Source organism: Mycobacterium sp. IDUB_24, from assembly GCF_055419385.1.
The window spans coordinates 743,222-765,712 of record NZ_JBVAXO010000001.1 but is presented as its reverse complement, the minus strand read 5'-3'; the positions used below and the strand labels follow the sequence as shown (position 1 = coordinate 765,712).

Below are 22,491 nucleotides of genomic sequence, written 5' to 3'. Positions count from 1 at the left end.
ACCGAGACCTATCCCCACACCATCCACAGGTTGATCAACAGGGGTGGTTTCGGGCAGTGCCAGCAACGGTCTACCGTGGTGCGTCGCAGCGCCGTCAGAAGCTTTGTCGGAGCCCTGTTCTACAGTCGCAGTACCGATTCGAATAAATGTTCGAGCCAGCCGTGAGGCCGGTCTCGGAAGGGGGTGGGGAGTCCGTGGCGGTGGTGGACGACCTGGGGCATCCGAATTCGGAGACGGATGGCCCTCCGCCTGGAGAGGATTTCGGCCGGCAGCCGCCGCAGGACATGGCGGCCGAGCAGGCGGTCCTCGGCGGCATGCTGTTGAGCAAGGACGCGATCGCCGACGTGCTCGAGCGGCTGCGTCCCGGCGACTTCTACCGTCCGGCGCACCAGAACGTCTACGACGCCATCCTGGATCTCTACGGCCGGGGTGAACCCGCCGACGCTGTCACCGTCGCTGCCGAACTCGATAACCGCGGGCTGTTGCGCCGCATCGGCGGGGCGCCTTATCTGCACACGCTGATCTCCACTGTGCCGACCGCTGCCAACGCGGGCTTCTACGCCGCCATCGTCGCCGACAAGTCGCTGTTGCGCCGATTGGTGGAGGCGGGCACCCGGGTGGTCCAGTACGGCTACGCCGGGGCCGACGGTGCCGATGTCTCCGACGTGGTCGACCGGGCGCAGGCCGAGATCTACGACGTGACCGAACGCCGCGCGTCGGAGGACTTTGTCGCGCTCGAGGACCTGCTGCAGCCCACGATGGACGAGATCGATGCGATCGCGTCGCAAGGCGGCATCTCGCGCGGTGTGCCGACCGGGTTCACCGAATTCGACGAGATCACCAACGGCCTGCACCCCGGGCAGATGGTCATCATCGCGGCCAGGCCTGGCGTCGGGAAATCGACGCTGGGACTCGATTTCATGCGGTCCTGCTCCATCAAGCACCGGATGGCCAGCGTCATCTTCTCGCTGGAAATGAGCAAGTCCGAGATTGTGATGCGGCTGCTGTCGGCCGAGGCGAAAATCAAACTGGCCGATATGCGTTCGGGCCGGATGAGCGATGACGACTGGACCAAGCTTGCCCGCCGGATGAGCGAGATCAGTGAGGCGCCGCTCTACATCGACGACTCGCCCAACTTGACCATGATGGAGATTCGCGCCAAAGGCCGGCGGCTGGCCCAGAAGGCGGATCTGAAGCTCGTGGTCGTCGACTACATGCAGCTGATGAGCTCGGGCAAGAAGTACGAGTCGCGTCAGCAGGAAGTCTCGGACTTCTCCCGAAGCCTCAAACTGATGGCCAAGGAACTTGAAGTGCCGGTGATCGCGATCAGCCAGCTGAACCGTGGTCCCGAGCAGCGCACCGACAAGCGTCCGCAAGTCTCGGACCTTCGTGAGTCGGGCTGCCTGACGGCGGCCACGCGCATCCTGCGTGCCGACAACGGCGCCGAGGTCACGTTTGGCGAGCTGATGGAGACGGGCGAGCGCCCGCTCGTGTGGTCGCTCGACGAGCACAAGCGCATGGTGGCGCGTCCGATGACGAACGTGTTCCACAGCGGGCACAAAGAGGTCTTCAAGGTCCGGCTGGCGTCCGGTCGAGTGGTAGAGGCGACCGCCAACCATCCGTTCCACACGCTGGATGGATGGGTTCCATTGGGGGAGCTCAAGGTTGGCGATCGCATTGCGGCGCCGAGGTGGATTCCCGAGCCAATTGGTACCGCCCGGATGGACGAGTCCGAGATTGTTCTTTTGGCGCACATGATCGGTGACGGTTCTTGTGTTAAGCGCCAGCCGATCCGCTACGCCAGTATCGACGAGCAAAACCTACTTGCGGTGACCAAAGCGGCCAAGCATTTTGGGGTTACGGCGGTGCGGGACGAGTACCCGGCGGCCCGCGTCACGACACTGCGACTGCCGGCGCCCCACCGGTTGACGCATGGCAAGCGCAATCCGATCGCCGCGTGGCTAGACAAGCTCGGGCTGTTCGGCAAGCGCAGCTACGAGAAGTTCGTTCCCAAAGAGGTTTTCGCGCTGCCCAACGATCAGGTGGCGTTGTTCCTACATCATCTATGGGCAACGGACGGGTCCGTGCGGTGGGATTACAAAGTCAAGCAGGGACGAGTCTTCTATGCGTCCACGAGTCGCCAATTGGTGGACGATGTTGCGCTGCTGCTGTTGCGATTGGGGATCAGTAGTCGGATCTACCGTGCACGCAAGTCCGGGTACCGGGACTCTTGGCACTTGAACATCTTCGGGGCAGATAACCAACGCCGATTCCTTCGAGGTGTAGATGTCAACGGAGAGAAGTTCTTTGCCGCTCGTGAAGTGCTGAGCCAATTGAAGTCAGTCCAATCGAGGGCACACTCAGACACTGTGCCGATCGCCGTGTGGGATCGAGTCAAGCGCATCCTGGCCGAGCGGGGTTGGACCGACCAAGACTTCGCACTTGCGACCGGTACTCGTTTCGATGATTCCAAGATGTGGACGCATGCGCCGGGCCGCAAGCGACTCCATCGGATCGCAGCGGTCTTTGACGATAACGAACTGCACGACCTGGCAACAAACGATGTTTTCTGGGACCGGATTGTAGAGGTCACCAGCATCGGTGAACAGGACGTCTACGACGGAACCGTTAGTGGCACGCACAACTTCGTCGCTAATTTAGTTAGTCTACATAATTCGCTGGAACAAGATGCCGACATGGTCCTGCTGCTGCACCGCCCCGACGCGATCGACCGTGAAGACCCGCGCGGCGGTGAAGCCGACATCATCCTGGGCAAGCACCGTAACGGCCCGACCGCGAATATCACTGTGGCGCACCAGCTTCACTTCTCACGGTTCACGAATATGGCGCGGTAATACAACGGCGGTTGTAGGGTCTCAGCTCGCATGTCATATTCTCAGCGGAGTTGTCATGTGTCTCACGAAGTTGTCATGGCGGACGTCGATGAGAACAGGACGATTCGCCGCTATTGCCTGCCAGTCCTTGAGTGTCGCGTGGGGAACTCGCAGGCGAACAACTACGACTACGCGGCGAAGAAGGACAAGTACTTCAAAACCTCGACCGGATCAGCGGTATTCGCATTGACTACCCAGGTTCTGGAACTGCCCTCTTGGACCCCCTCGATCATTGAGAAGCGTCAGCAGGAGCTCACCGCCATCCTGGCCAAGGAATGGGAGCTGATCTAAGACCAGCGGTGCGGCCGATCGGTGGCACGGCACAAATCACCTAGTGGTGCGGAAGACTGCTCCTCCAGCAGGCCGGCAAGTGTTTCGTAGCGGCGTACGTCGCTGCCCAGGCTGCGGAGGATGTATTCGCCTTCCTCGGCCGGGATGGAGAACGTCAGAGGAACCATCCCGGCCGGACCGAAATCACGGATGCGGCGAGGTCCCCACTTTCGTGCAGACCGATCGGCGGGATCTCTATGCATGCGAACGATGGGGCGAAGTCCAGACATGATTGGACCTAGGCGGAAGGAATCGGACGCATAGATCAGTTCGCGTGCCGCAACTTCCTCCAGCCACTCAGCGCTAGTCGCATCGGCGAACTCGGGTGGCGGGGCCACGGATCCGTGGCCGAAGAGGCATGCGTTGAGAACGTCGATACCGAATGCTCCCTGGGATCGTGCACACTCCACGCGGCCGATCAGGTCACTCTCCGCGAGGATTACGGAAATCTGCGACGCAATCAGTTCGGCGCTTTCGCGCGCCTCGTTCCGAGCGTTGCTCCGGTACCGCTCGACCAGTGCCAGCTCGCGCGCGCCCAGCTCGTGGACACGCAGAGAGCCGACCGGTGGTTCCGCCGCCAACTCATGACAAACACCGTCGCTGCCCCCTAGTCGCGTCACCTCACGCAGGAGATCCAGTCGGGTCAGAACAGTCCCGTCGAGGCGCCCTCGTACCTCTTCTACTCGCCCCGGTGGGACGTTCGGTCGTGCCAGGTACGACGCGACATGCTCGGCCAGCCGCTCCGACGATGCATTGCTCGTCCAGTAGCCTTGCGAGCCTGCGGGCACCTTCTCGGCGGACTTCTCCAGCGTCCCGTCTCGCCACAGCATCGTCCATGCCTGCTCATCGGTCACATCCAACCGGCCCAGAAGCTGTGTCCACGACCGGAACATCGGAGTGGCTGTACCGAGGCACCACCGCAGGATGTCGGGCGGAACTTCGATGCGCGCGCGGGCGATCACCAGCAGGAGGTATTCCACTCGCTAAGAATGGCAGGACGGGGCTCTCATGCACGGGCAGGGCCCAGAAGGCTCCGAGCGGCGGGCTGCTGGCCTCACCACGTTGTCATGAGAACCTTTTTCTCACGCCTCAGGACTCGCCCACATTTTGTGTCTCACCCACCGTCATGCACTCGTGTCTACGGCATCTGATTTTTGCCCCTTCCGGCATGCCATTCCTTGGTCGGTTTGCACGTGCCGTCTACAACTCTCGCGCGCATTCCTCACCCAATCTATCGATGATGCCGTATGCGGTTGCGCAGGAACAGGTTTCGGGGTGAGCAAACAATGACATGAACTCGAGACGAAGCTCGATGGGCCGATGGCGTATCCGCCAGGTTCGTGAGACGCGCCGTGCGAGACGGGAAATGAGACAACTGCGACCAGAAGCGTTGCAGGCCCGTGCTTATTGATTTTTTGGCGGCGAGCTGTCTGAGGAGGCCCTCAAGTTCTCATTGAATTTGAGGGCGCTGTGGTGTTCGTGTGCGAGCCGCCGCAAGCTGAGTAACAACTGACCGAATACCACCTGGCCTACCACCATCTGCTGGACCACTGAGTTTCGGTCAGCTTGGAGGTCGGCTGCGGTCAGCCTGCTGACCTCATAGGCGGCGATGGCGTTGACGAGCCCGAGATAGGTTGCAGCGTTGGGCAAATCGAGCGGCCAGTCCAAGTCGTTGAGCACCCCGAGCAGACCAGCAAGCTGGTCGAGCGCGGGCGTGTCCGGGCGCACCTGTGTCCAGCCGGCCTGCTCAACGACTTGGCTGGCCAGCGCACGATCATGCTGACTCGCGGCATCCGACGAACGCGCCAGTGCGTCATAGGTGGCGCCGAACATCTGGTGTACGGACAGCGATTCGTTCTGAACCGCGTCCACGATTTCCTTGAGGTCGGCGACCGGGATTGCACCGACCTCGCGCAGGACTCGCAGCAGTCGAAGCCGCGCCACGTGATGGTCACCGTAATTGGCGTGCCGTTCGCTGACCTTGCTTCCGGGCGGCAACAGACCCTCGCGCAGGTAGTACTTGATGGTCGCTACGGTGACGCCAGTCTGCTGGGAAAGCTCGGAGATGCGCACTCGAACTCCTTACGCGGCCGGGGTTGACCACCAACAGTGGATAGCGGCACTATCCTATGCTAGATACTTCCACTATCTAGCATAGGAGCTGCGATGACACGAAATATGATCCCCCGCGCCTATCGCAATGCCCCGCGACGTGTGCTCGCGGGTGGCTCTGTCGCCGATGTCGGGGATAGCGAGGTGGTGGTGTTTCTGATCGGCGCACGCATCCACCGGTGGCGCAAGGTACGCAGCTGGTTCCCGACGTTCGTGGCGATGCCCCGGATGCTGATGCAGCTGGCCAAGAATCCCGATCTGGGCCTGCTTCATGCCAAGACGTACCGGGCTGGCCGCGACGTCATCGTGGTGCAGTACTGGCGCAACGTCGAAGACCTCGGCAAGTTCGCGAAGAACCCTTCATTCGCACACGCTCCAGCCTGGGCGGCCTTTAACCGGGATGCCGCCGGTACCGGCGACATCGGGATTTGGCACGAGACCTACCGGGTGCCGGCCGATCACATCGAAACTCGTTACGCCAACCTGGCGCCACTGGGTTTGGGCAAAGCGCTCGGGGTCCAGGAAAGCTTCGGCGCACCCCGCAACAGCACGCACCAGAGAATGAATGCAACGGACTCGGATTACATCCCCATGCGACGAGACAAGTTCTGATCACGCTCGTCTCTTCCCGTGAGCCGCTAGTCACCTCAGGTGGAGATGAGCGACCCTGGTGCGGCAGCAACTCCGGTGACTGTGACACTGACGGTGGTTGCGCCCGGGTCTGATGCGATGACGAGTCGGGGGTCGTTCGGAGCCGAGACAACGTGACCACCGATCACGGCCACCTGGTAGCCGTTCGGGTATTGGCGGGTAGGTGTCGAGATGATGGTTTGGGAGCCGGCCGCGAAATCGCCTGATCCGTCAACCTTGGCAGTGGAGTAGGTGAATCGGAACGTGCCGTCCTCACTGACGGTCCAACCCTGAGGGGTTCCGGAGATCACCTGTGGGTACGGCTTCGAGAGCACCTGCAGGTTGCTCGTGTTGACGTTGTCGCCGGTCGGTGGCAATGACGGGTCGTACACCAGAGACTGGTCCCTCGGGTCTGCGCTGCTGGTGATTTCGCCGATACCCGAATACGCCCAGTTGGCCCAACTGATCTGCCTCGCGTCGGCGGCTGCTGTCTCTGCCGCGAGTGTGGCCGGGTCGCTGGTGGCCCCGAATTCACCCATGAAGGCGGGCATGTCGTTGATTGCGCCGTAGAAGCCGGCACGCCCCGACATGATCGGACCGACGAGGGAACTGAAGTTGAGGCCGGCGACGTTGCCGTATCCGTGATACTCCAGCACTGTGTTCGGGTCGGAGATCTTGCCCAGAAGCACAGGCTGGCTGAAGAGAAGCGCACTGATCTCATCGACCGCCGGGCTCGCCGGTGAGATGAACACCGGGGTGTTCGGGTCGACCGACCGGATTGCGGCGATGGTCTGGTTGTACATCGGGGTGAGTTGCTCGGCACCGAAGAAGGAGCCGTTGACTATCGTTGCGAGCCAACCGGATCCAACCCAGGGTTCGTTGATGATGTTGTAGCCGATGACGTTGGGATTGTCGCCGAAGTAGCTGGCTACGGCCTGCCAGCTCAGCGCATAGTGGTTCTGCAGCCCGACGCCATCGGGTGCGTCGGAGTTGGCCCAGAACGCGTCCCAGGCGTGATTTTGCGCGGGGCTCAGGTAGTAGTTGACGACGAATTGGCCCAGCAGGGCGCCCAAGTCGGGGTTGGGCAGCCCGCCGGTCTGCGTCGCCCAAGAAGGTGCCCCTTCACCGTGGAGTTCGGTGCTGTAGAGGTCCTGGTGCATGTCGATGAAGGTGTAGATGCCATGGTCACTGAGCGTTTGCACGGTTTGGTTGATTCCGGCCAGATAGTTCATGTCGATCACGCCGGGTTCGGGTTCGACTGCGGCCCAATCAATTCCCAGCCGCACTACGTTGAACCCGTTGTCCGCCAGGAACTGCGCGTCGTCGTCACTGAAGCCCATGGCTTCAGGGTCATACGGCGGCACCTTGTAGACCACGTTGACCCCGTGCATGATGACCACCTGCCCATCGCTGTTGGTGAACCAGCTGCCGGTGGTTGTCAGCTTGTCGGTGTTGCCCACGCTCGGGGGAGATCCGGCAATGGTGCCGAAACTACCGACGTCGCCGTGGGTACCGAAGATTCCGGCTGTGCCGCCCGCGCCGCCGAGAGCGACCAAGCCGGTCGCCGGACCGCCGACGCCGCTGTCGCCGGCGTCACCACCGCCGCCGCCGATGCCGAAGAGTTTCGAGCCGTCACCCCCGTCACCGCCGATGCCACCGACCGTGCCGTCACCCCCGTCACCGCCGTCGCCACCGAGACCGAAGAACAGGCCGCGCCCGCTACCACCGAAACCGCCCGCACCTCCGCGCGCGCCCGGGGTTCCGGTGCCCCCGCTGCCCCCGAGTCCGCCTATGCCCGTCAGGAATCCGCCCGCACCTCCACTACCACCGGCAGCGCCTGCGCCTCCCGAGCCGCCGGCCCCTCCGTTGCCCAGGAGCCCGGCCGACCCGCCATCGCCGCCGGCCTCGCCCAACTCTGTGCTGTTCCAGCCCGCGCCCCCGTCGCCGAACAGCCAACCACCAGCACCTCCATCCGGATGCGCGGCGGTGCCTGCTGAGCCGTTGCCGATCACATAGGACCCCGCCACGGTGTTGACGAGCCCATCGACCACTTGACCGACAGGACTGGTGATCCACATTTGCGCGGCGTCGTGGAGGGGGTCGTAAACAACGATGCCGATCACGGCCGCGGGCGAGGGGGTCTGTTGCTCGACCGGTGTCGGCCCGGCGAGCGTCGTGCGCTCGACATCCGGCGACCCGCCCAACCGTGCGTTCACAATTGGGGCCTGTCCGATGGTCTTCGGCTCGGGCGCGATCGACCTGCGGCTGGCGAGGGCCAGTGCCGCCCACGTCAACGGATTGGAATCCGGCGGGGTGACCGGGTGTTTGACCGGTGCCGCCACCCGATGCGTCGTGGCCGGCGGGTTCGTCTGCTCGATATCGCGTGCGAAAGCAGCGACGGTCGTTGCCGCCGAGGGGGATTGGAATGTTTGACCGATGCCGGCGGTCGGTGCCACGCCGGAGTGAGGGCGACGTGCGGTAGGTGCTTCGGCGCGGTGCGGCAACGCTGGCTTGGCCCGCTTTGACCGCGTGGAGGGGGAGTCGGCGGAGCCCGTGGCGGCGGCGGACCTGTGCGTTGGCCGGTCGGCATCGCCCTGCGCGGTCCCGGCGTCCGACGGCTTGCCTGATGCCCTTGCCTTCGGAGAACCGGCCTTGCGCCTCGGGCTGGACGGCTTCGACTCGCCGGAGCTCGATTCGCTCTTCGCACGGCCGGCGCCCGCTCCGCCGGTGGAGCTGCCAGTGTCTGCAGACGCCACCCAAGTGCCTGAGGCCAGCACTGCCCCGATCCCCAGTGCAACCGCAAGTCCCCCAACACGACCCACATACGCCGATGCGTTCATGTGGTCCTGATTACACGACCCGGACTACTTGCATGGTCAAATGCCAACCATTGACCGATGGCGTATCGAATACGGCGGTGCGATCACCGTGGGAATGTCTTTGCCTGAGCGCCGTTTCAGCGGCCTTCAGACGTGCCCGCCGGGGAATATCGTCTTTACGGCCTGCGTGATGGTGTTGCGCGCAGCGGCGGCGTCGCCCGGTTCCAGGGAACTGATCGCCATGACGTAGCGGCGGTCGGGTCCGATCGCGCCGGTGGAGACATGTAACTGGTTGCCGCCGTTCCAGCAGCAGAACCATCCTTGCTTGACCGCCACCGGTTCGGCATAGAGCCCATCCGGGATGCCGAAGCGCTGCGGGTATCCGTCGGTTCCCGTGGGTGTGGATTGAGCGAGGTTGCCCACGATCACGCTGGTCTGTTCGGGAGGCAGCCCGCCACTGCCGTCCAGCAGCTTGTCGTAGTAGCGCACCAGGTCGCTTGCGGTGCTCTGCGTGACGTCCCAGTGCCCGTTGGAGGGCGCGGTGGTGCCCGACAACCCGTATCGCGCCACGATGCGTGAGATTACGGCGTTTCCTCCGCTGCGGTCCCAGAAGGTCTGGGCCGCGCCGTCGTCGGAGGAGCGCAACATGATGTCGAGCGACTTGCGGTCGGCAGCAGTCAGTTTCGTCTCGCCTTTCGATTCCTGCAGCAGCAGGTCGTCGGCGATGAACAGCTTGACCACCGAGGCGATCGGGAAGGGTTGGGTGGCGCCGTTGGAGATGACCTGGCCGGTGTCACGGTCCAGGACGACGACCTCGATGTCGGCACCGGACTTGGCCGCCTCGGCGGTGGCCTGACGGGTCCGGGCATCGAGTCCGTCCAATGGCGTGATCGGTGCCCGCGGGGCGATCACCGGCGCCTGGGCGACGTCCGCAGCTGATGGCATGCCCGAGGCATGTGCCACACAACCATTGACGAGCATCGCCGCGCTGACGATCGCCATACCCGCCAGCGACGGGTTCGACAGCCGCCTCCACATAAAGTCCTCCAATTGGTCCAGAGCCAGGGCAGCTGGGATGGACTCTGCGCCCGCCGGTCGTCCTAGCTTAATGGGGCCACCCAGACGGTCGCAGAGGTGAGTCGAGGCCTGAAGGATTGGGGCTCCGGCGATCGCACGGGGCCTAGGATTCGTGCCGTGGGGATGGAAGAGATGAAACTGCGTCCGAGCAAGGGATTCGTCTTCGGAATGGTCGCTGCTGTGGTGGGCAGTGTCGTGGTGGCCTGTTCGCCGGGATCTGCGCCGACCGCGCTGGTGGCGGACGTGCCGCTGCAGTCGGGTGAGCAGACCACGCTGCCGTTCAGTGCATTCGATTACCGGGAGATGGGCGCCGACGCGAAGAACGTCGTGTATTTGGGTGGTACCGGCGGGTTCGCGACGTTGCTGCCAGGGGCAGACCATCCGGCGCCGATGAAGCCCAGCGGCAATCCCCAAGTATCGACGTTCGGGGTTGGGCCGGATGGCCGACTGTCGTTCATCACGCCCGACGGTGTGGTCGAGACGATCGCACCCGGATCTACCGCTTCTGAACCCTTGCCCTTCGGCAAGATCACCAAGCACGGCCAGATGGCCGTGGGCCATGATGGCTCGGTTTATCTGGCCGACAACCAGCGCGGCAAGCTCCTGAAGTTCACGCCCGACGCGGCTGCCCCGGCCGACCTTCCTGTCGAGATCGTCAACGGGTTGGGGCACCTGGTGGTCGATGCCGACGACAACGTGTACGCGGCCATGGACGGCAAGGTCGTGAAGATCGCCAAGGACGCCGATAAGGCCGAGCCGGTTGACGGGGCACCGGAGAACGTGGGTGGCCTGGCGGTGGACGCAGCGGGCAATCTTTATGCCACCGACCGTCAGGCGGGCTCGGTGTTCCGGATGCCGGCCGGTGGGGGTGACTGGGTGCAGCTGCCGTTCAAGGATCTTCAGCGCCCGTCCGCCATCACTGTCGACGGCGACGGCAATGTCTACGTGATGAACATGAATGTCCGCGCCACGGACACGAGGGACACCATCGTCAGGCTCGCCGCCGAGTAGTCCGGGTGGGCCGACCATGTTGTGGGTCAGAACATTTCGACGACCCAGACCTCCATGTCGAATTGCGGATTCCCGGGATCGGCCGGATCTGCGATGCGATGTTGCTGAATGACGGTGCCGAGACTGAGGATGTCCGCGCGTGGGGTCGCGAACTGCACTTGGGTCGATGCATAGGTGAAGCGGCACCCACCGACGAGGGCGGATTGCGCCAACCGCCGGATCTCGTTGAGGGTGACCTGATTGATGGGTGCGCTGCGCATGCAGATGTCGCTGGCGCAACCGCTGGCCAACGTAGCCGTCAACGGCCGGCCATGAGCGTGCTGAGCCTCGGTGGCGAAGTCGGAGAACCCGAGATAGTCAGTTTCGCCCTCACCGTAGAGGTTGAGTCTCATGGCGTTGCCGATGGGGCTGATCGGGGTCCCTTGATGCTGCGCCCGGCCGTCGGATCCAGGCGCGGTGACGCGCGGTGGGGTCGGACATTGCGAATGGTCATGCGGGTCGCCCGCTTCGGTGGGTGAGACCAGGCCGTCACCCGGCGGTGTCAGGTTCTCGAATTCGACGACGTCGTCATCGAGACGCTTGATGGTGCCCTTGCCGACGATCCTGTCCGCGGTGACTTGCCCGGGACCCAGAATCCCGCGCTTGTTCTTGTAGGCCTCCACGGCGTCGCCGGTGCCTTCTCCGTACTGGCCGTCCACGCTGAGCCCGGCGGCATCGACCTCGTTGAGGGCAATTTGGATTCGCCGCACATGCTCGCCGACGCCGTGGAGGCCCTCCCCGATGTGCGCGGCATCCGTCACCAGGCAGCTCTCGAGCTGCGCGTCAGGAGCCGGCGAGGTGAACAGCATGCTTCGAAGTCCCATTTTCGGTCCGCCTCTCGATTCAGCCTCGGTGGCTGCTGCGTGGTGGATCCAATACTGGGTGCGTGTGTTTCGGGTTGCGCGCGTAGTCCGCTACTCGACTTCCGCGGACAATTATCCGTCGATCAAACTGCGTTTGATGATCTTGCCGGTAGTCGTGCGCGGCAACTTGTCGAGAAACGTGACGTCACGTGGAATCGAGAAGCGGCTCAGGCGGTTCCGGATGTAGTTCTTGACCATCTCCTGGTCCAGCGAGGCCCCTTCGGCAACGACGACGAACGCGGCGAGGCGTTGACCGAACACCGGATCGGGAACGCCGATCACCGCCACTTCGGAGACCTGAGGCAACAGTGCGAGTGCTTCTTCGACGGGCCGCGGAAACACGTTCTCGCCGCCGGAGATGATCATCTCGTCGTCGCGTCCGGCGACGAAGAGCCGCCCGCTGGCGTCGAGGAATCCGACATCGCCGGTGTCCATCAGTTGGTCTTTGACGGCAGGTGACGCGGCGTTGGTGTATCCGTCGAACAGCATGTCGTTGCCGACGAAGATGCGACCGACAGCGCCGACGGGCACGGGGTCACCCGCCTGATCGAGTATGGCGATGCGGGTACCCAGCGGTGGGCGACCAGCGGTGGTCGGGGCAGCGCGCAGATCCGTCGGGTCGGCGATCGTTGCCCACGACACTTCGGTCGAGCCGTAGAAGTTGTACAAGATGTCGCCGAAGGTGTCCATGAACTGGATGACGGAGGCTCCGGGGATCGGTGACCCACTGCTGGCGACCACCCTCAGCGACGATGTGTCGTACCGCTTGATCACTGCGGCCGGCAACTCAAGAATTCGCTGCAGCATGACCGGAACGGCGATCAGGACGGTGCAGCGTTGCCGGGCAATGGTTTTCAGACACTCTTCGGCGTCGAACCGTTCCATCAGCACGACCGTCGCCCGCAGCGCGGCACTCACCTGCAGCGCGGCCAGGCCCCAGGCATGAAACAGTGGCGCGGCCACCAGCATCACTTCGTCGCGACGCAGCGGCATCCTTGACAACATCGCGGCGATGGTGCCGAAGCCCTGTGGCGTGGGTCGACGCGCACCCTTCGGTGTGCCGGTCGTGCCGGAGGTGAGAACGACCAGCTTGCCCGGCTGCTGGGGAGGGGTCAGCGGCCCGTTGTTGGTACCGGCCGAAATCAGGTCGTCGATCGAACGCCGCTGCAGTACAGCCGATGCGGGGCGGGTCGCAATGCGTGGAATCTCGGCGGGGAGGTAGCGAACCTGCTGCTCGAACTCCTCGTCGACGAATATGGCGTCGACAGCATGGCGGCGGATGATCTCTTCGATCGGATGAGCGGCCAGGCCGGTGTTGAGTAACACCAGGTCGGCACCCAGTTTGCTGGCCGCCACCATGCATTCCACCATCGCCGAATGATTGCGTGCCAGGATCGCGAGCTTGCTGTTTGCGCTGAAGCCAACGGTGGTGAGACCGGAGGCAATGCAGGTGGTGCGCTCAGCCACTTCCGCATAGGTCGACTGCCCGAGGCTGTCGATCGACGCAATGTTGCGGGGTGATCGCGCAGCGGCGGAGTTGAGTCCGCCGGCCAGGGTGAATCCCCATTTGGACAGGGAGTTGAGCTGTCGAAGGCCGCGATCCGGTCGGGATGCCCGCACCACACCGCTGACGATCATGGTCTTGGCGACGCTGAGCTGCAGTGAACGCATGTCGCCCATGTTCACCAGCAGCGACGTTTGCTTACCCGCCAAATAGTCGGCAATTTGCCGCAGGCCGTCTCGTACCCAGTTCTCGACGGCGCTGTCGTCGATCTTGGCCAGGTCAGGGTGGAGCCGGCCGACAGAGAAGGCTGTCACGGCGATCCGGGTGTCGTTCGCCCCCGGGTTCAGTCGAATCGACACGGAACTGTCAGGCATCTGGGTGGCGTGAAGCAGCATCTCCCGGCCCGAACGGCGAACTGTCAGGTTCATCTCGTGGACGACGACGGTGCCGCGGGGAGTGGAGAAACGGACCTCGAACTGCTGTGCGTGGTCGGAGATCTGCTCGCACGACCCGAGTCCGCGAAAGAATCGCGGGTAGCGGTCGGGTGACTGCAGGATCTCCCAGATATCCGGACACGGGTGATCCAGCAGCACGTCGAAATCAATCACGTCACGTCGCACGGTGGTCCTGTCAGTCGATCGTCTGTTCGCTCGGCCGCCAACTGAGTGAACACATTGTGGTTGATCTGTCCGCGGTACGGAGCAGTTCTGGCTCCAACGCCGTGATACCCACCCAATGCATCAGGAGATACTCTTCCTTTCGTGACGCGATCCGCTTCACGGCGTGAAGTCCTCAGATATGCCGCTGCGCTCGCTCCCGTGCTGGCCGTCCCGGGTGCGTTGGCCGCATCAGCCGGCACACCGACGGCCTCAGCCGACGGTCTGCAACTGATCGATTTCGCCGACCGCCTCGTCCAGCCCGAACAGATCGAGTCCGCCGGGTTCGGCGGCGCGTTGGTGTACGTATCCGAACTACGGCCCGGCGCCACGTTCGATTTCAAGCCGGTCACCCGTGACTATGCGGACCGGCTCCGGGCGGCAGGCCTGCAGATCGTCAGCTGCTATCAGTTCGGCAAACCCGGATGGCCGACGCCGTCGGACTTCACCCGCGGCTACGACGGTGGAGTGGCTGACGCCCGGACGGCAGTGGGGCTCCATAGCGCAGCCGGCGGTCCGGCATCCGCGCCGATCTACTTCAGCGTCGACGAGGATATCGACGCCGCAGCCTGGAAAAGCCTGGCAGTCCAATGGTTTCGGGGGATCAACTCGGTCCTGGGGGTGGCCCGCACCGGAATCTACGGGGGCCGCCGTCAATGTGGCTGGGCGATCGCCGACGGTGTGGTCGGTGCCTCGAGCAGCCCGGGGCACCGATGGGCCTGGCAGACAAAGGCATGGTCGCGGGGTGAGCGTGAGCCGGCTGCCGTGTTGTTCCAGCGGGAAGTCGTTACCGCATCCGACCCAGGCTTCGTGATCGACGGAATTCATGTTGACGTGAACGACGTGCTCGCGGCCGATTACGGCCAATGGGATCTCGCCCGATAATGCACCAGGAGGAATCACCGTGATGACCAACACCGACATGCTGAGCGCTGCCGCCGCCACCGGTACCGCGATGGAGCAGGCAGTCGCGATCTTCATGCTGCATCCGGAGAATTTCGGAGCCAGCATTGCCGCCGGCTACCAGAACCCATTGGCGGGATATGTCGCCGGCCGTGGTGGCGTTCTGGGTGAGGCCACCGGAGCCACTGTCGGCGCTGTTTTCGCGGTGTTCGAGCCGACGGGCCTCGCCGCGATGTGGGACGAGGGTGTCGCGGTACGCGGCGCTGCCGGTGCGGCGCAACAGTATTGGGAGCAGGCCGCAGAGTTCGGGCGCAAGTACCTGTCCGGCGCCCAGGGGCTGGACCGTATCTCCGAGTTGGGAGAGAAGATCATCGCCGCGACGCCGACGGCGGGGCTGCCGCTGTTCGCCGGGTGGCGCGCAATGCCGTTGGCCGACGACGCCCCGGCGCGGGCGCTGCAGGTGATGTTCGTGCTCCGTGAACTGCGTGCCGGTGTGCACTTCAACGCCCTGACGATCTCGGGCATCGCCCCGGTGGAGGCCCACATGCTCAACAAGGGGCCGCAGTACACCGCGATGTTCGGTTGGCCCGAGCCCTTCGCCGACGGTGAAGACAAGAAGGACCAGTACGCCGAGATCGAGCAGGCGACCAACCGGCGGATGGTCGGGATCTTCGAGGCCGCTGTCGATCCGTCCGAGGCCGAGGAACTTGCCTGCCTGAGCACTGAAGCGCTGGCCTCGTTCAAGGCCGGCGTCCCAGCCTGACCGACCCATCGATGCGGTTGAGCCGAGAGGAACGCGAGCGGGTGTTCGCCGTGGTGGCCGACGAACGCCGGTCGATCGCCGCGCTGGTACAGGGGCTCGATGCGGACCAGTTGGCCACGCCGAGCTTGTGCACCGGCTGGGATGTGAAGACCGTTGCAGCGCATCTGGTCAGCGATTTCACCGACGGCTTCTGGGGGTTTCTGGCCAGCGGTGTGCGCCACGGCAACATCGACCGCGGCATCGATGCACTGGCCCGCCGCCGGGCGAAGGCTTCACCCACCGAGATCGCCGAGACGCTGCGCCGTCGCGCCGACTATCGGCTCAGCCCGCCCATCACCGGTCCGCTGTCGGGCCTGACGGATGTGTTGGTGCACGGCGCTGACATGCGCATACCCCTGGGGCTTCCGCATCAGCCCGATCCGCAACACGTCGCGTGGGTGCTCGATTTCCTCACCAGCCGAACGCAACTCGGATTCTTCCCGCACCGACGCCTCCGCGGTATCGAGTTGCACGACGAGGACACGGGGCGGACGTGGGGTGCGGGCGAGACGATCGCCGGTCCGGGTGTCGCGATCATGCTGGCGGTGTGCGGGCGCACCGTCGCATTCGGCAGTCTGTCGGGCCCCGGGCTGCGTGTCCTGCAGTCGCGGCTGGGCTGAATCTCGAATACAGGTAGTTCGGTACTCACGACTTCCGGCCGCGGCGGCGCTTGACTTGCCTTCACGTACACGGCAGGTGATGGGTGAGAAGTCATGCGACACGGACGAGATCGTTTTTTCGTTGTAGGGGAGGGCATCCTGACGGCCGACGACGCCGCTGAGACGGCGTTGATCGCAGGAGCGGATCCGGTGTCGCATCTTTCGGATGTGGATGAGCTCAGGCAGTTCCGGTTCTCGCGCATCGGTCCATCGGGTGTGCCGGCGAGTCTGGAACTCGTGACGGCGCTGTCCGGGGCGATCACCGAGGCGGCGGCGGATATCGATGGGGAGATCCCGGCAGGATTCACATATCTGGGCCAGTTCGTCGACCACGACTTGACCAGGGACAACACGGTCGATGACCTCGGTTCGGATCTGACGGTGGACGAGCTCGTCCAAGGCCGTTCTCCGGCACTCGATCTCGACTCGCTGTATGGTCATGGGCCCGCCGTCGACCCGCAGTTCTACACCGATGGACTGCGTCTGAAGATGGGAACGACCGCGCCCATCGGCGACCTGCCCGCCTTCGACGGACACGATCTGCCACGAGACCCGCAGCTGAGCGACGCGCTGATTCCCGACCCCCGAAACGACGAGAACCTGGCTGTGGCCCAGACGCATCTCGCGTTCATCAGGTTCCACAACCGGGTGGTGGGCACGATTGCCCCGGGACCTGTGGCGGGCATGTTCGAGGCAGCTCAAGAGCGGGTGGTCAAGCACTACCAGTGGATGCTGCGCACCGACTACCTGCCGCGGATCGTCGACCCCGGGATCGTCGAGGACGTGTTCACCAACGGTCGCACCCTCTTCGAGACGTCGGTGGTGCCAGGGGACGCACCGACCATGCCGATCGAATTCTCGGTCGCAGCATTTCGATTGGGCCACAGTATGGTTCGAGATGCGTACAACTGGAATCGGCTGTTCGACAACGGTGGCGGGACCCTGGGGTTTCTGTTCAATTTCTCGGGCACCAGTGGTTCGGTGACAGGCGAGTTCCCGTTGCCGTCAAATTGGATCGCCGACTTCCGCCGGCTGTACGACTTTGCCGAGGCCGGGCGTCCCGATCTGGTTGTCCAAGCGGCCAGGTTCAACAAGGCACGCAACATCGACACCCGGCTCACCGATCCGCTGGCCGACATGCCTGCCGGTGCGTTCGGTAGTAAGACGGCCCAGTTCCCACCGCGGCATGCCAATCTCGCGTTCCGTAATCTGTTGCGCGGCAACATGGTGAAGCTTGCCAGCGGCCAGCAGATGGCGAAATTGGTCGGTGTCGCCGCATTGAGCGAGAAGCAGATTGTGGATGGCGAGGGTGGGGGAGTCGACTTCATCGGTCTGGATCCGGGTGTGCGCACCGAGTTCGTCGAGAACACGCCGCTGTGGGTTTACATTCTGCGCGAGGCTGAGCTCAACGGTGGTCGGCTGACCGGCGTAGGGGGCCGCATCGTGGCCGAGACGTTCCACCGCGCCATGGAAGGTAGTACGTATTCCATTGTGCGAGATCCTCATTGGCGTCCGACCCTGGGACCCGACCCGTTGACCTTCCGGATGGTCGATCTGTTGCTGTTCGCCTTCGAGGGTCGCGCCGACCTACTCAACCCGCTGGGAGACGAGCCCGGTCAGCAGCCCGAGATCGTCGAGCTGAACCGCGGTGAGGACGGGCCCCTCGTCAAGATCCTGCAGTATCTGTTGCGGGCCAGGCGGTTCGACCTGAGGGCCGATGGCGTCTTCGGTCCGATCACGGAACAGGCGGTGCGCCGGTTCCAGGGCAACCAGGGCATCGCCGTGGACGGCATCGTGGGACCGGTGACCTGGATTCGGTTGTTCATCATGGTCCGCCGCGGCAGTAGGGGTGAGGCCGTCAAGGGCGCGCAGGTCCGGATGAACCTGCGTCAGGCTGCGCCGATCGCTGTCGACGGAGACTTCGGCCCCCGCACCGAGCAGGCCGTTCGGGAGTTTCAGCTCACCCAGGGCTTGGATGCCGACGGCATAGTCGGTCCGAGCACGTGGCGCCGGTGCGTGTCCGGACCGGTGTAGCGGCCGGCTGTCAGCGGAAGCAGATGTTCAGCGTCGCCAGGCCGAAGATCTTTTTGCCATCGGACTTCGCCGCGAGCAGGACGACGCCGGTACGGGTCTCGGGGTCCAGCGACTTGATCTTTCCGCTGAACTCGATGTCGCAGCCTTCCTTGGCCGACACGATCGCCGGCTGGGACAACCGCACCGCATAGCGGGTGACGGCACCGGGGTCGCCCGACCATGCGGAGATGAATCCGGCGCCCAACCCCATGGTGAGCATGCCGTGGGCGATCACATCGGGGAGCCCGGCGAGCTTGGCGATCTCCTCGTCCCAGTGGATGGGGTTGGCATCGCCGGCCACGCCGGCATAGTTCACCAGGTCGCCGCGGGACAGTCGGGTGTGGTGCACCCCGAGCTCGTCGCCGACCTTCAGGTCGTCGAAGGACAGTGTCCCGGGCGTGCGGGTGAGGCCTGCCTCGGAAATCGGCGCCGCGGCTTCGGGGCGCACGGTCTTCTGGTAATCGGCGTCGGATGCGCCGACTCCCGATAAGTCAACGTCGTGCATCATCGCGTTCTGGACGGCGGTCATCGTCGCCGGATTGATGTCATCCGCGGTCACGCCGACGACGGTGGTGTGCAGAGTGTGAACGCGCTCGCCCGCAGTGTCGGTGAAGGTGTTCGTGACGGTGATCAAGTCGCGCCCGGCAATCCTGCGGACCGCTGTGAGTTCGATGTCGATCTTCAGCTCGTCGCCGGCCACGATCGGCCGGTGCTGTTCGAAGACTTCCTCGGTCTGCAGGTAGGTGTCGTAGCCGACGACCACCGATTCGAACATGCGCCGATTGCAGGCCATGGCCGGGGTCGACGTGAAGGTCAGCGGTGCGACCAGCCCGGAGTACCCCAGCTTCGCGGCGGCGTCGACGTCCCAGTGTGCGGGGTGGTAGTCCTGCACGGCACGTGCGTACTCGCGGACCTTCTCGCGGCCGACCAAGTAGAGGCCGTCCGCCTCGTAGTAGTGGCCGACTCGGGCTTCGAGCGCCGACGCTTCTGGTGCTGCGGTCATGGGTTTGCTCAACTTTTCTATCGGCTTGTTCGCTGAAGCCGACGAAACACACTAACGTCTGGCGACCACCGCGATCCACATCGGTGCGTATCCAGGGGGACCGTCATCGAGGCGGCCGACCTGCGGTGGCCAGTCGCTGTTCGATGACGGCCAAGGCGCGGCCCGCCCAATCGATGTTCTCTTCCTCGAACCGGATTCCCCGCAGGAGGGTCAGGTAGGGGCCGATTCGCTCGGCCTCGGCCAGGTACGCGTCTTCGGTACGTCCGGCGAGTAGGTGGTCCTGTGTCCGCCGGTAGCGCGCGAGCTTGGCCCTGGCCCAGTTCAGGCGTTCGGTGAGCGAGCCGCGGACGGCTTCGATGTTGCCGGAATCCGCGGCCTGGATCTGGACGAGGAGGTCTTCGCGGATCGCCCCGGGTTTCGGCGGCAACTCGGTGAACTCGAGCAGCGCCTGCCGCCCTGCGTCGGTAAGTGAGTACAGGCGCTTGTTCGGCCGCCGGTCCTGCTCGACGAGGCGTGCGGTGATCAGCCCATCGGCGGCCATGCGGTCCAGCTCGCGGTAGAGCTGCTGGGGGGTGGCCATCCAGAAGTTGGCGACCGATGCGTCGAACCCTTTCGCCAGGTCATAGCCCGATGCCTCGCCGTCGAGGAGGGCAGCGAGGACTGCGTCGCGTAGGGCCATGCGCCGATGCTATCAGCGAAGTGATTAATCAAAATGTTGACTATGGGAACTTTGCGCGCCTAACATCGCGGCCAGTTGACGAATTTGGGTGATGGAGGTTCAGGTGCATCCGTTCCGGGAAGCAGTGGAGGCCCGCGACGAGGCCGCGATCGAGGCGCTGTTGGCCGACAATGTCGTGTTCACCAGTCCGGTGGCCTTCAAGCCGTATCCGGGCAAGCCGATCACCGCTGCGATCCTGCGTGCGGTGATGCGGGTGTTCGAGGATTTCCGGTACATCCGGGAGATCGCCGACGCTTCGGGTCATGACCATGCCCTGGTCTTCGAGGCCACGGTGGACGGAAAGCGGATCACCGGTTGCGACTTCCTGCATCACGATGACGAAGGCAAGATCGACGACTTCATGGTGATGGTCCGGCCGCTGTCCGGTGCGACCGCCTTGGCCGAGGCCATGGGCGCGCAGTTCGAGCGGATCAAACAGGAAGCCGCAGAACAGATTCAGCGAGAATCCGCTCGTGCCTGATCAGCGGCTCGCCGCTCCTGCCTGATCCTCAGGGCCTGATCAGCGTCCCCGCGTCCGAAGCCGCCTTCTGCAGTTCCGGAATGGTCATGTCGGCGTAGTCGGCGTTGACCGGGCCCGACGGGTTTCCCAGCCACGGCACCACGCCGGGGTCGGGATTGACGCCCAGGTGGTAGGCCTGGACGCCGGGCAGGTGGTACTGGAGGAAGTTGACCGCGATGTCCGCGACGAAGATGGCGGCACCGATCGGGCCGGTGCTCAACAGCGCAGCCGAGTTCATCAGCGGTATGGCGGCGTCAGGATTGCCGATCATCACGATCGAGCCGTAGTGGGGCTTGGTGCCTCCGCCGGGCACGTACTCCGGCACGAACGGCTGCAGTCCGGGCAGGTCGGTGGAGAAGTAGGCCGCGGTGTCGCCGTAGGTGAGCACGTTGACGAACCCGGAGTCGGCGCCATTGCCCGGCACCGTCGAATTGAGGCCGGGGCTCTCAAAACCTATGCCGCCGACGCCCGTCTGCTGCGCCACGTATGCGGCTTCCCAACCGCCGAGCGAGTGCCCGGTGACGAAGATGTCTTCCTTGCGGTAGCCCTGCTCGAGGGCCGCGGCCTCGACCTCCTGCTCGAAGGCCACTGAGTCGATGAAGGCCTGCGGTGTGGTGTCGGTGAAGATCACCTGCGTATCGGCGATCACCTGAGAGACCGCGATCAGCGGGTTGTGGAGCAGGTTTGTTCCGCCTGTCGTGCCCTGGTAGGCGATGATGATCTGGCCATCGGGTGTCACCCACGTCTTGGCGGACATACCGGTCAGCACATTGGTCGATTCCATCTGTTTGCCGTTGACCACGAACGGTTTCAGGTCGCCCGGGGCGCCGCCCCACACGTACGCGGCGGTCGCGGCGTTGAGGAACTGTGAGACGGTCGGGGTCTTGCCGGTGGTGGGTCCGTCGTAGGTCATGGTCGGCGGCACCGGTTGCCCGGCAGGAGTTTTGGTCAGCCCCAGTTGACCTTCGATCTCACGGAACGCCGCGAAGAGGGCATTGTTGATCGGCGCGAAGTCCAGCGGACTCTTCGGCCCGTTGGCGGAGGTGGTGATGTCCAGTACCTGCAACACCGTGTTGACGATGCGGCCGGGCAGCTCCGCGATCTCGGCGATCGGCGACAGCGGCTCGGGGGGTTCTGGAGTGGTCTTGGTCGTGGTGGTGACCGCGGCGACCTTGGGGGTGGTCAGCGGGATCGTCTTCGCGGTGATGTCGGGAACAGTGCGAACCACGGCGGTGAGATCCGGCAGGGTGGCCTTGCCCGTCGGAGCCTGTGACACAGTCGGCGCCGATGCCTGCGCCCGCCGCGGCACGGAGTCCGGGAGCGCGGCCGGAGTGATCGCCGCTGGGCGCTTCGCTGTCGCGTCGGGTGAGAAGTCGGACTTGGCGAGGCGGGTGCCGTCGGCCCGGATCGGAGCGGATGGCTTGAGGGTGCGGAGTCTTCCGCGAACGACGTCGGCGATCGACTCTTGCTGCGGTGCTGTCGAATTCGGCTGTGAATCGGGCGAGCTGTCGTCGTCAGACGACGTCGCGTCCGGAGTTGTCGTACCGGCAGCGTCCGGGTCGTTGGTCTTCGCGGGCGGCGACGGCCGGTTCGGACGTGTGCCATGCCGGCCGGTCGGCTTCTTGGGTCCGTGCCCGGTTCCCGCACTCGAGTGACTCGATGACCCCGGTGAGCTCGAGGAACCCGAGGCGCCAGGGTCCGCCCATGCGACCGCATGCCCGTTGGCGCCTGCGATCCCGACACCGATTCCGATGGCCGCGACCGCCAGGCCGTACCGCAGCGGTGTACGTCCCGCGTTCTCCGGGCAGCGCGAACTGTTCGCCATTATCGATGTCCCCCTTGACATTCCATGTCAAATGTCCGCGTCCGCCGGTGACG

At 64.4% G+C, this 22,491-nt stretch carries 18 protein-coding genes; 9 read left to right on the top strand and 9 right to left on the bottom strand.

Features of this window, described 5'->3' with window-relative positions:
• The first annotated feature begins 194 nt into the window (after positions 1–194).
• Together ACZYZF_RS03785 and ACZYZF_RS03780 are read left to right on the top strand one after the other, a co-directional pair.
• A complete protein-coding gene (locus tag ACZYZF_RS03785; RefSeq protein WP_463834576.1) occupies positions 195–2,855 on the top strand; it encodes a replicative DNA helicase in 2,661 nt (886 codons plus the stop codon).
• Positions 2,856–2,930: 75 nt separating this feature from the next.
• The gene (locus tag ACZYZF_RS03780) at positions 2,931–3,185 is read left to right on the top strand and encodes a GmrSD restriction endonuclease domain-containing protein (RefSeq protein WP_463834575.1); all 255 of its coding nucleotides are present in this window, start codon (positions 2,931–2,933) and stop codon (positions 3,183–3,185) included.
• Here the strand turns inward: ACZYZF_RS03780 and ACZYZF_RS03775 are convergent.
• A complete protein-coding gene (locus tag ACZYZF_RS03775) occupies positions 3,182–4,204 on the bottom strand; it encodes a hypothetical protein (RefSeq protein ID WP_463834574.1) in 1,023 nt (340 codons plus the stop codon). The two genes, ACZYZF_RS03780 and ACZYZF_RS03775, sit on opposite strands and share 4 nt — an antisense overlap.
• A 424-nt stretch (positions 4,205–4,628) precedes the next feature.
• Positions 4,629–5,297 carry a MerR family transcriptional regulator gene (locus tag ACZYZF_RS03770; protein ID WP_463834572.1) on the bottom strand — a complete coding sequence of 223 codons (669 nt, stop codon included), beginning with the start codon at positions 5,295–5,297 and terminating at the stop codon, positions 4,629–4,631.
• Between the two features lie 93 nt (positions 5,298–5,390).
• Here ACZYZF_RS03770 and ACZYZF_RS03765 point away from each other — a divergent pair, with 93 nt between their 5' ends.
• On the top strand, positions 5,391–5,948 hold the full coding sequence (locus ACZYZF_RS03765; protein ID WP_463834571.1) for a DUF4188 domain-containing protein: 558 nt from the start codon (positions 5,391–5,393) through the stop codon (positions 5,946–5,948).
• 35 nt (positions 5,949–5,983) lie between these two features.
• On the opposite strand, the gene ACZYZF_RS03760 is transcribed toward ACZYZF_RS03765, so the two are convergent.
• Together ACZYZF_RS03760 and ACZYZF_RS03755 are read right to left on the bottom strand one after the other, a co-directional pair.
• Entirely contained in the window at positions 5,984–8,422 is a 2,439-nt protein-coding gene (locus tag ACZYZF_RS03760) for a cellulase family glycosylhydrolase (RefSeq protein WP_463743461.1), read from the bottom strand.
• Between the two features lie 510 nt (positions 8,423–8,932).
• The gene (locus ACZYZF_RS03755; RefSeq protein ID WP_463834570.1) at positions 8,933–9,823 is read right to left on the bottom strand and encodes a serine hydrolase; all 891 of its coding nucleotides are present in this window, start codon (positions 9,821–9,823) and stop codon (positions 8,933–8,935) included.
• Positions 9,824–9,979: 156 nt separating this feature from the next.
• Between ACZYZF_RS03755 and ACZYZF_RS03750 the strand changes: the two genes are divergently transcribed.
• Complete coding sequence (locus tag ACZYZF_RS03750) at positions 9,980–10,873, top strand: NHL repeat-containing protein (protein WP_463834569.1); 894 nt, start codon at positions 9,980–9,982, stop codon at positions 10,871–10,873.
• Between the two features lie 26 nt (positions 10,874–10,899).
• Here ACZYZF_RS03750 and ACZYZF_RS03745 read toward each other — a convergent pair whose 3' ends face one another.
• Positions 10,900–11,736, bottom strand: coding sequence for a peptidoglycan-binding domain-containing protein (locus ACZYZF_RS03745; RefSeq protein WP_463743464.1), 837 nt, complete (start codon positions 11,734–11,736; stop codon positions 10,900–10,902).
• Positions 11,737–11,847: 111 nt separating this feature from the next.
• Complete coding sequence (locus ACZYZF_RS03740) at positions 11,848–13,899, bottom strand: AMP-binding protein (protein WP_463834568.1); 2,052 nt, start codon at positions 13,897–13,899, stop codon at positions 11,848–11,850.
• 141 nt (positions 13,900–14,040) lie between these two features.
• Here ACZYZF_RS03740 and ACZYZF_RS03735 point away from each other — a divergent pair, with 141 nt between their 5' ends.
• From ACZYZF_RS03735 to ACZYZF_RS03720, 4 genes are all read left to right on the top strand, one after another.
• Complete coding sequence (locus ACZYZF_RS03735) at positions 14,041–14,820, top strand: DUF1906 domain-containing protein (RefSeq protein ID WP_463834567.1); 780 nt, start codon at positions 14,041–14,043, stop codon at positions 14,818–14,820.
• 22 nt (positions 14,821–14,842) lie between these two features.
• Positions 14,843–15,601, top strand: a complete 759-nt coding sequence (locus tag ACZYZF_RS03730) for an SCO6745 family protein (RefSeq protein ID WP_463834566.1) — start codon at positions 14,843–14,845, stop codon at positions 15,599–15,601.
• 11 nt (positions 15,602–15,612) lie between these two features.
• The gene (locus ACZYZF_RS03725; RefSeq protein ID WP_463834565.1) at positions 15,613–16,260 is read left to right on the top strand and encodes a maleylpyruvate isomerase family mycothiol-dependent enzyme; all 648 of its coding nucleotides are present in this window, start codon (positions 15,613–15,615) and stop codon (positions 16,258–16,260) included.
• 93 nt (positions 16,261–16,353) lie between these two features.
• Positions 16,354–18,333 carry a peptidoglycan-binding protein gene (locus tag ACZYZF_RS03720; protein WP_463834564.1) on the top strand — a complete coding sequence of 660 codons (1,980 nt, stop codon included), beginning with the start codon at positions 16,354–16,356 and terminating at the stop codon, positions 18,331–18,333.
• Positions 18,334–18,343: 10 nt separating this feature from the next.
• Here ACZYZF_RS03720 and ACZYZF_RS03715 read toward each other — a convergent pair whose 3' ends face one another.
• On the bottom strand, positions 18,344–19,375 hold the full coding sequence (locus ACZYZF_RS03715) for a fused (3R)-hydroxyacyl-ACP dehydratase subunits HadA/HadB (protein WP_463743470.1): 1,032 nt from the start codon (positions 19,373–19,375) through the stop codon (positions 18,344–18,346).
• 103 nt (positions 19,376–19,478) lie between these two features.
• Positions 19,479–20,054, bottom strand: coding sequence for a PadR family transcriptional regulator (locus ACZYZF_RS03710; RefSeq protein ID WP_463834562.1), 576 nt, complete (start codon positions 20,052–20,054; stop codon positions 19,479–19,481).
• A 103-nt stretch (positions 20,055–20,157) separates the two neighbouring features.
• Between ACZYZF_RS03710 and ACZYZF_RS03705 the strand changes: the two genes are divergently transcribed.
• Entirely contained in the window at positions 20,158–20,574 is a 417-nt protein-coding gene (locus ACZYZF_RS03705) for a nuclear transport factor 2 family protein (protein WP_463744150.1), read from the top strand.
• 28 nt (positions 20,575–20,602) lie between these two features.
• Here ACZYZF_RS03705 and ACZYZF_RS03700 read toward each other — a convergent pair whose 3' ends face one another.
• Positions 20,603–22,438 (bottom strand): hypothetical protein, encoded by a 1,836-nt coding sequence (locus tag ACZYZF_RS03700; RefSeq protein WP_463834561.1) that lies wholly within the window; start codon positions 22,436–22,438, stop codon positions 20,603–20,605.
• Positions 22,439–22,491 lie beyond the last annotated feature (53 nt).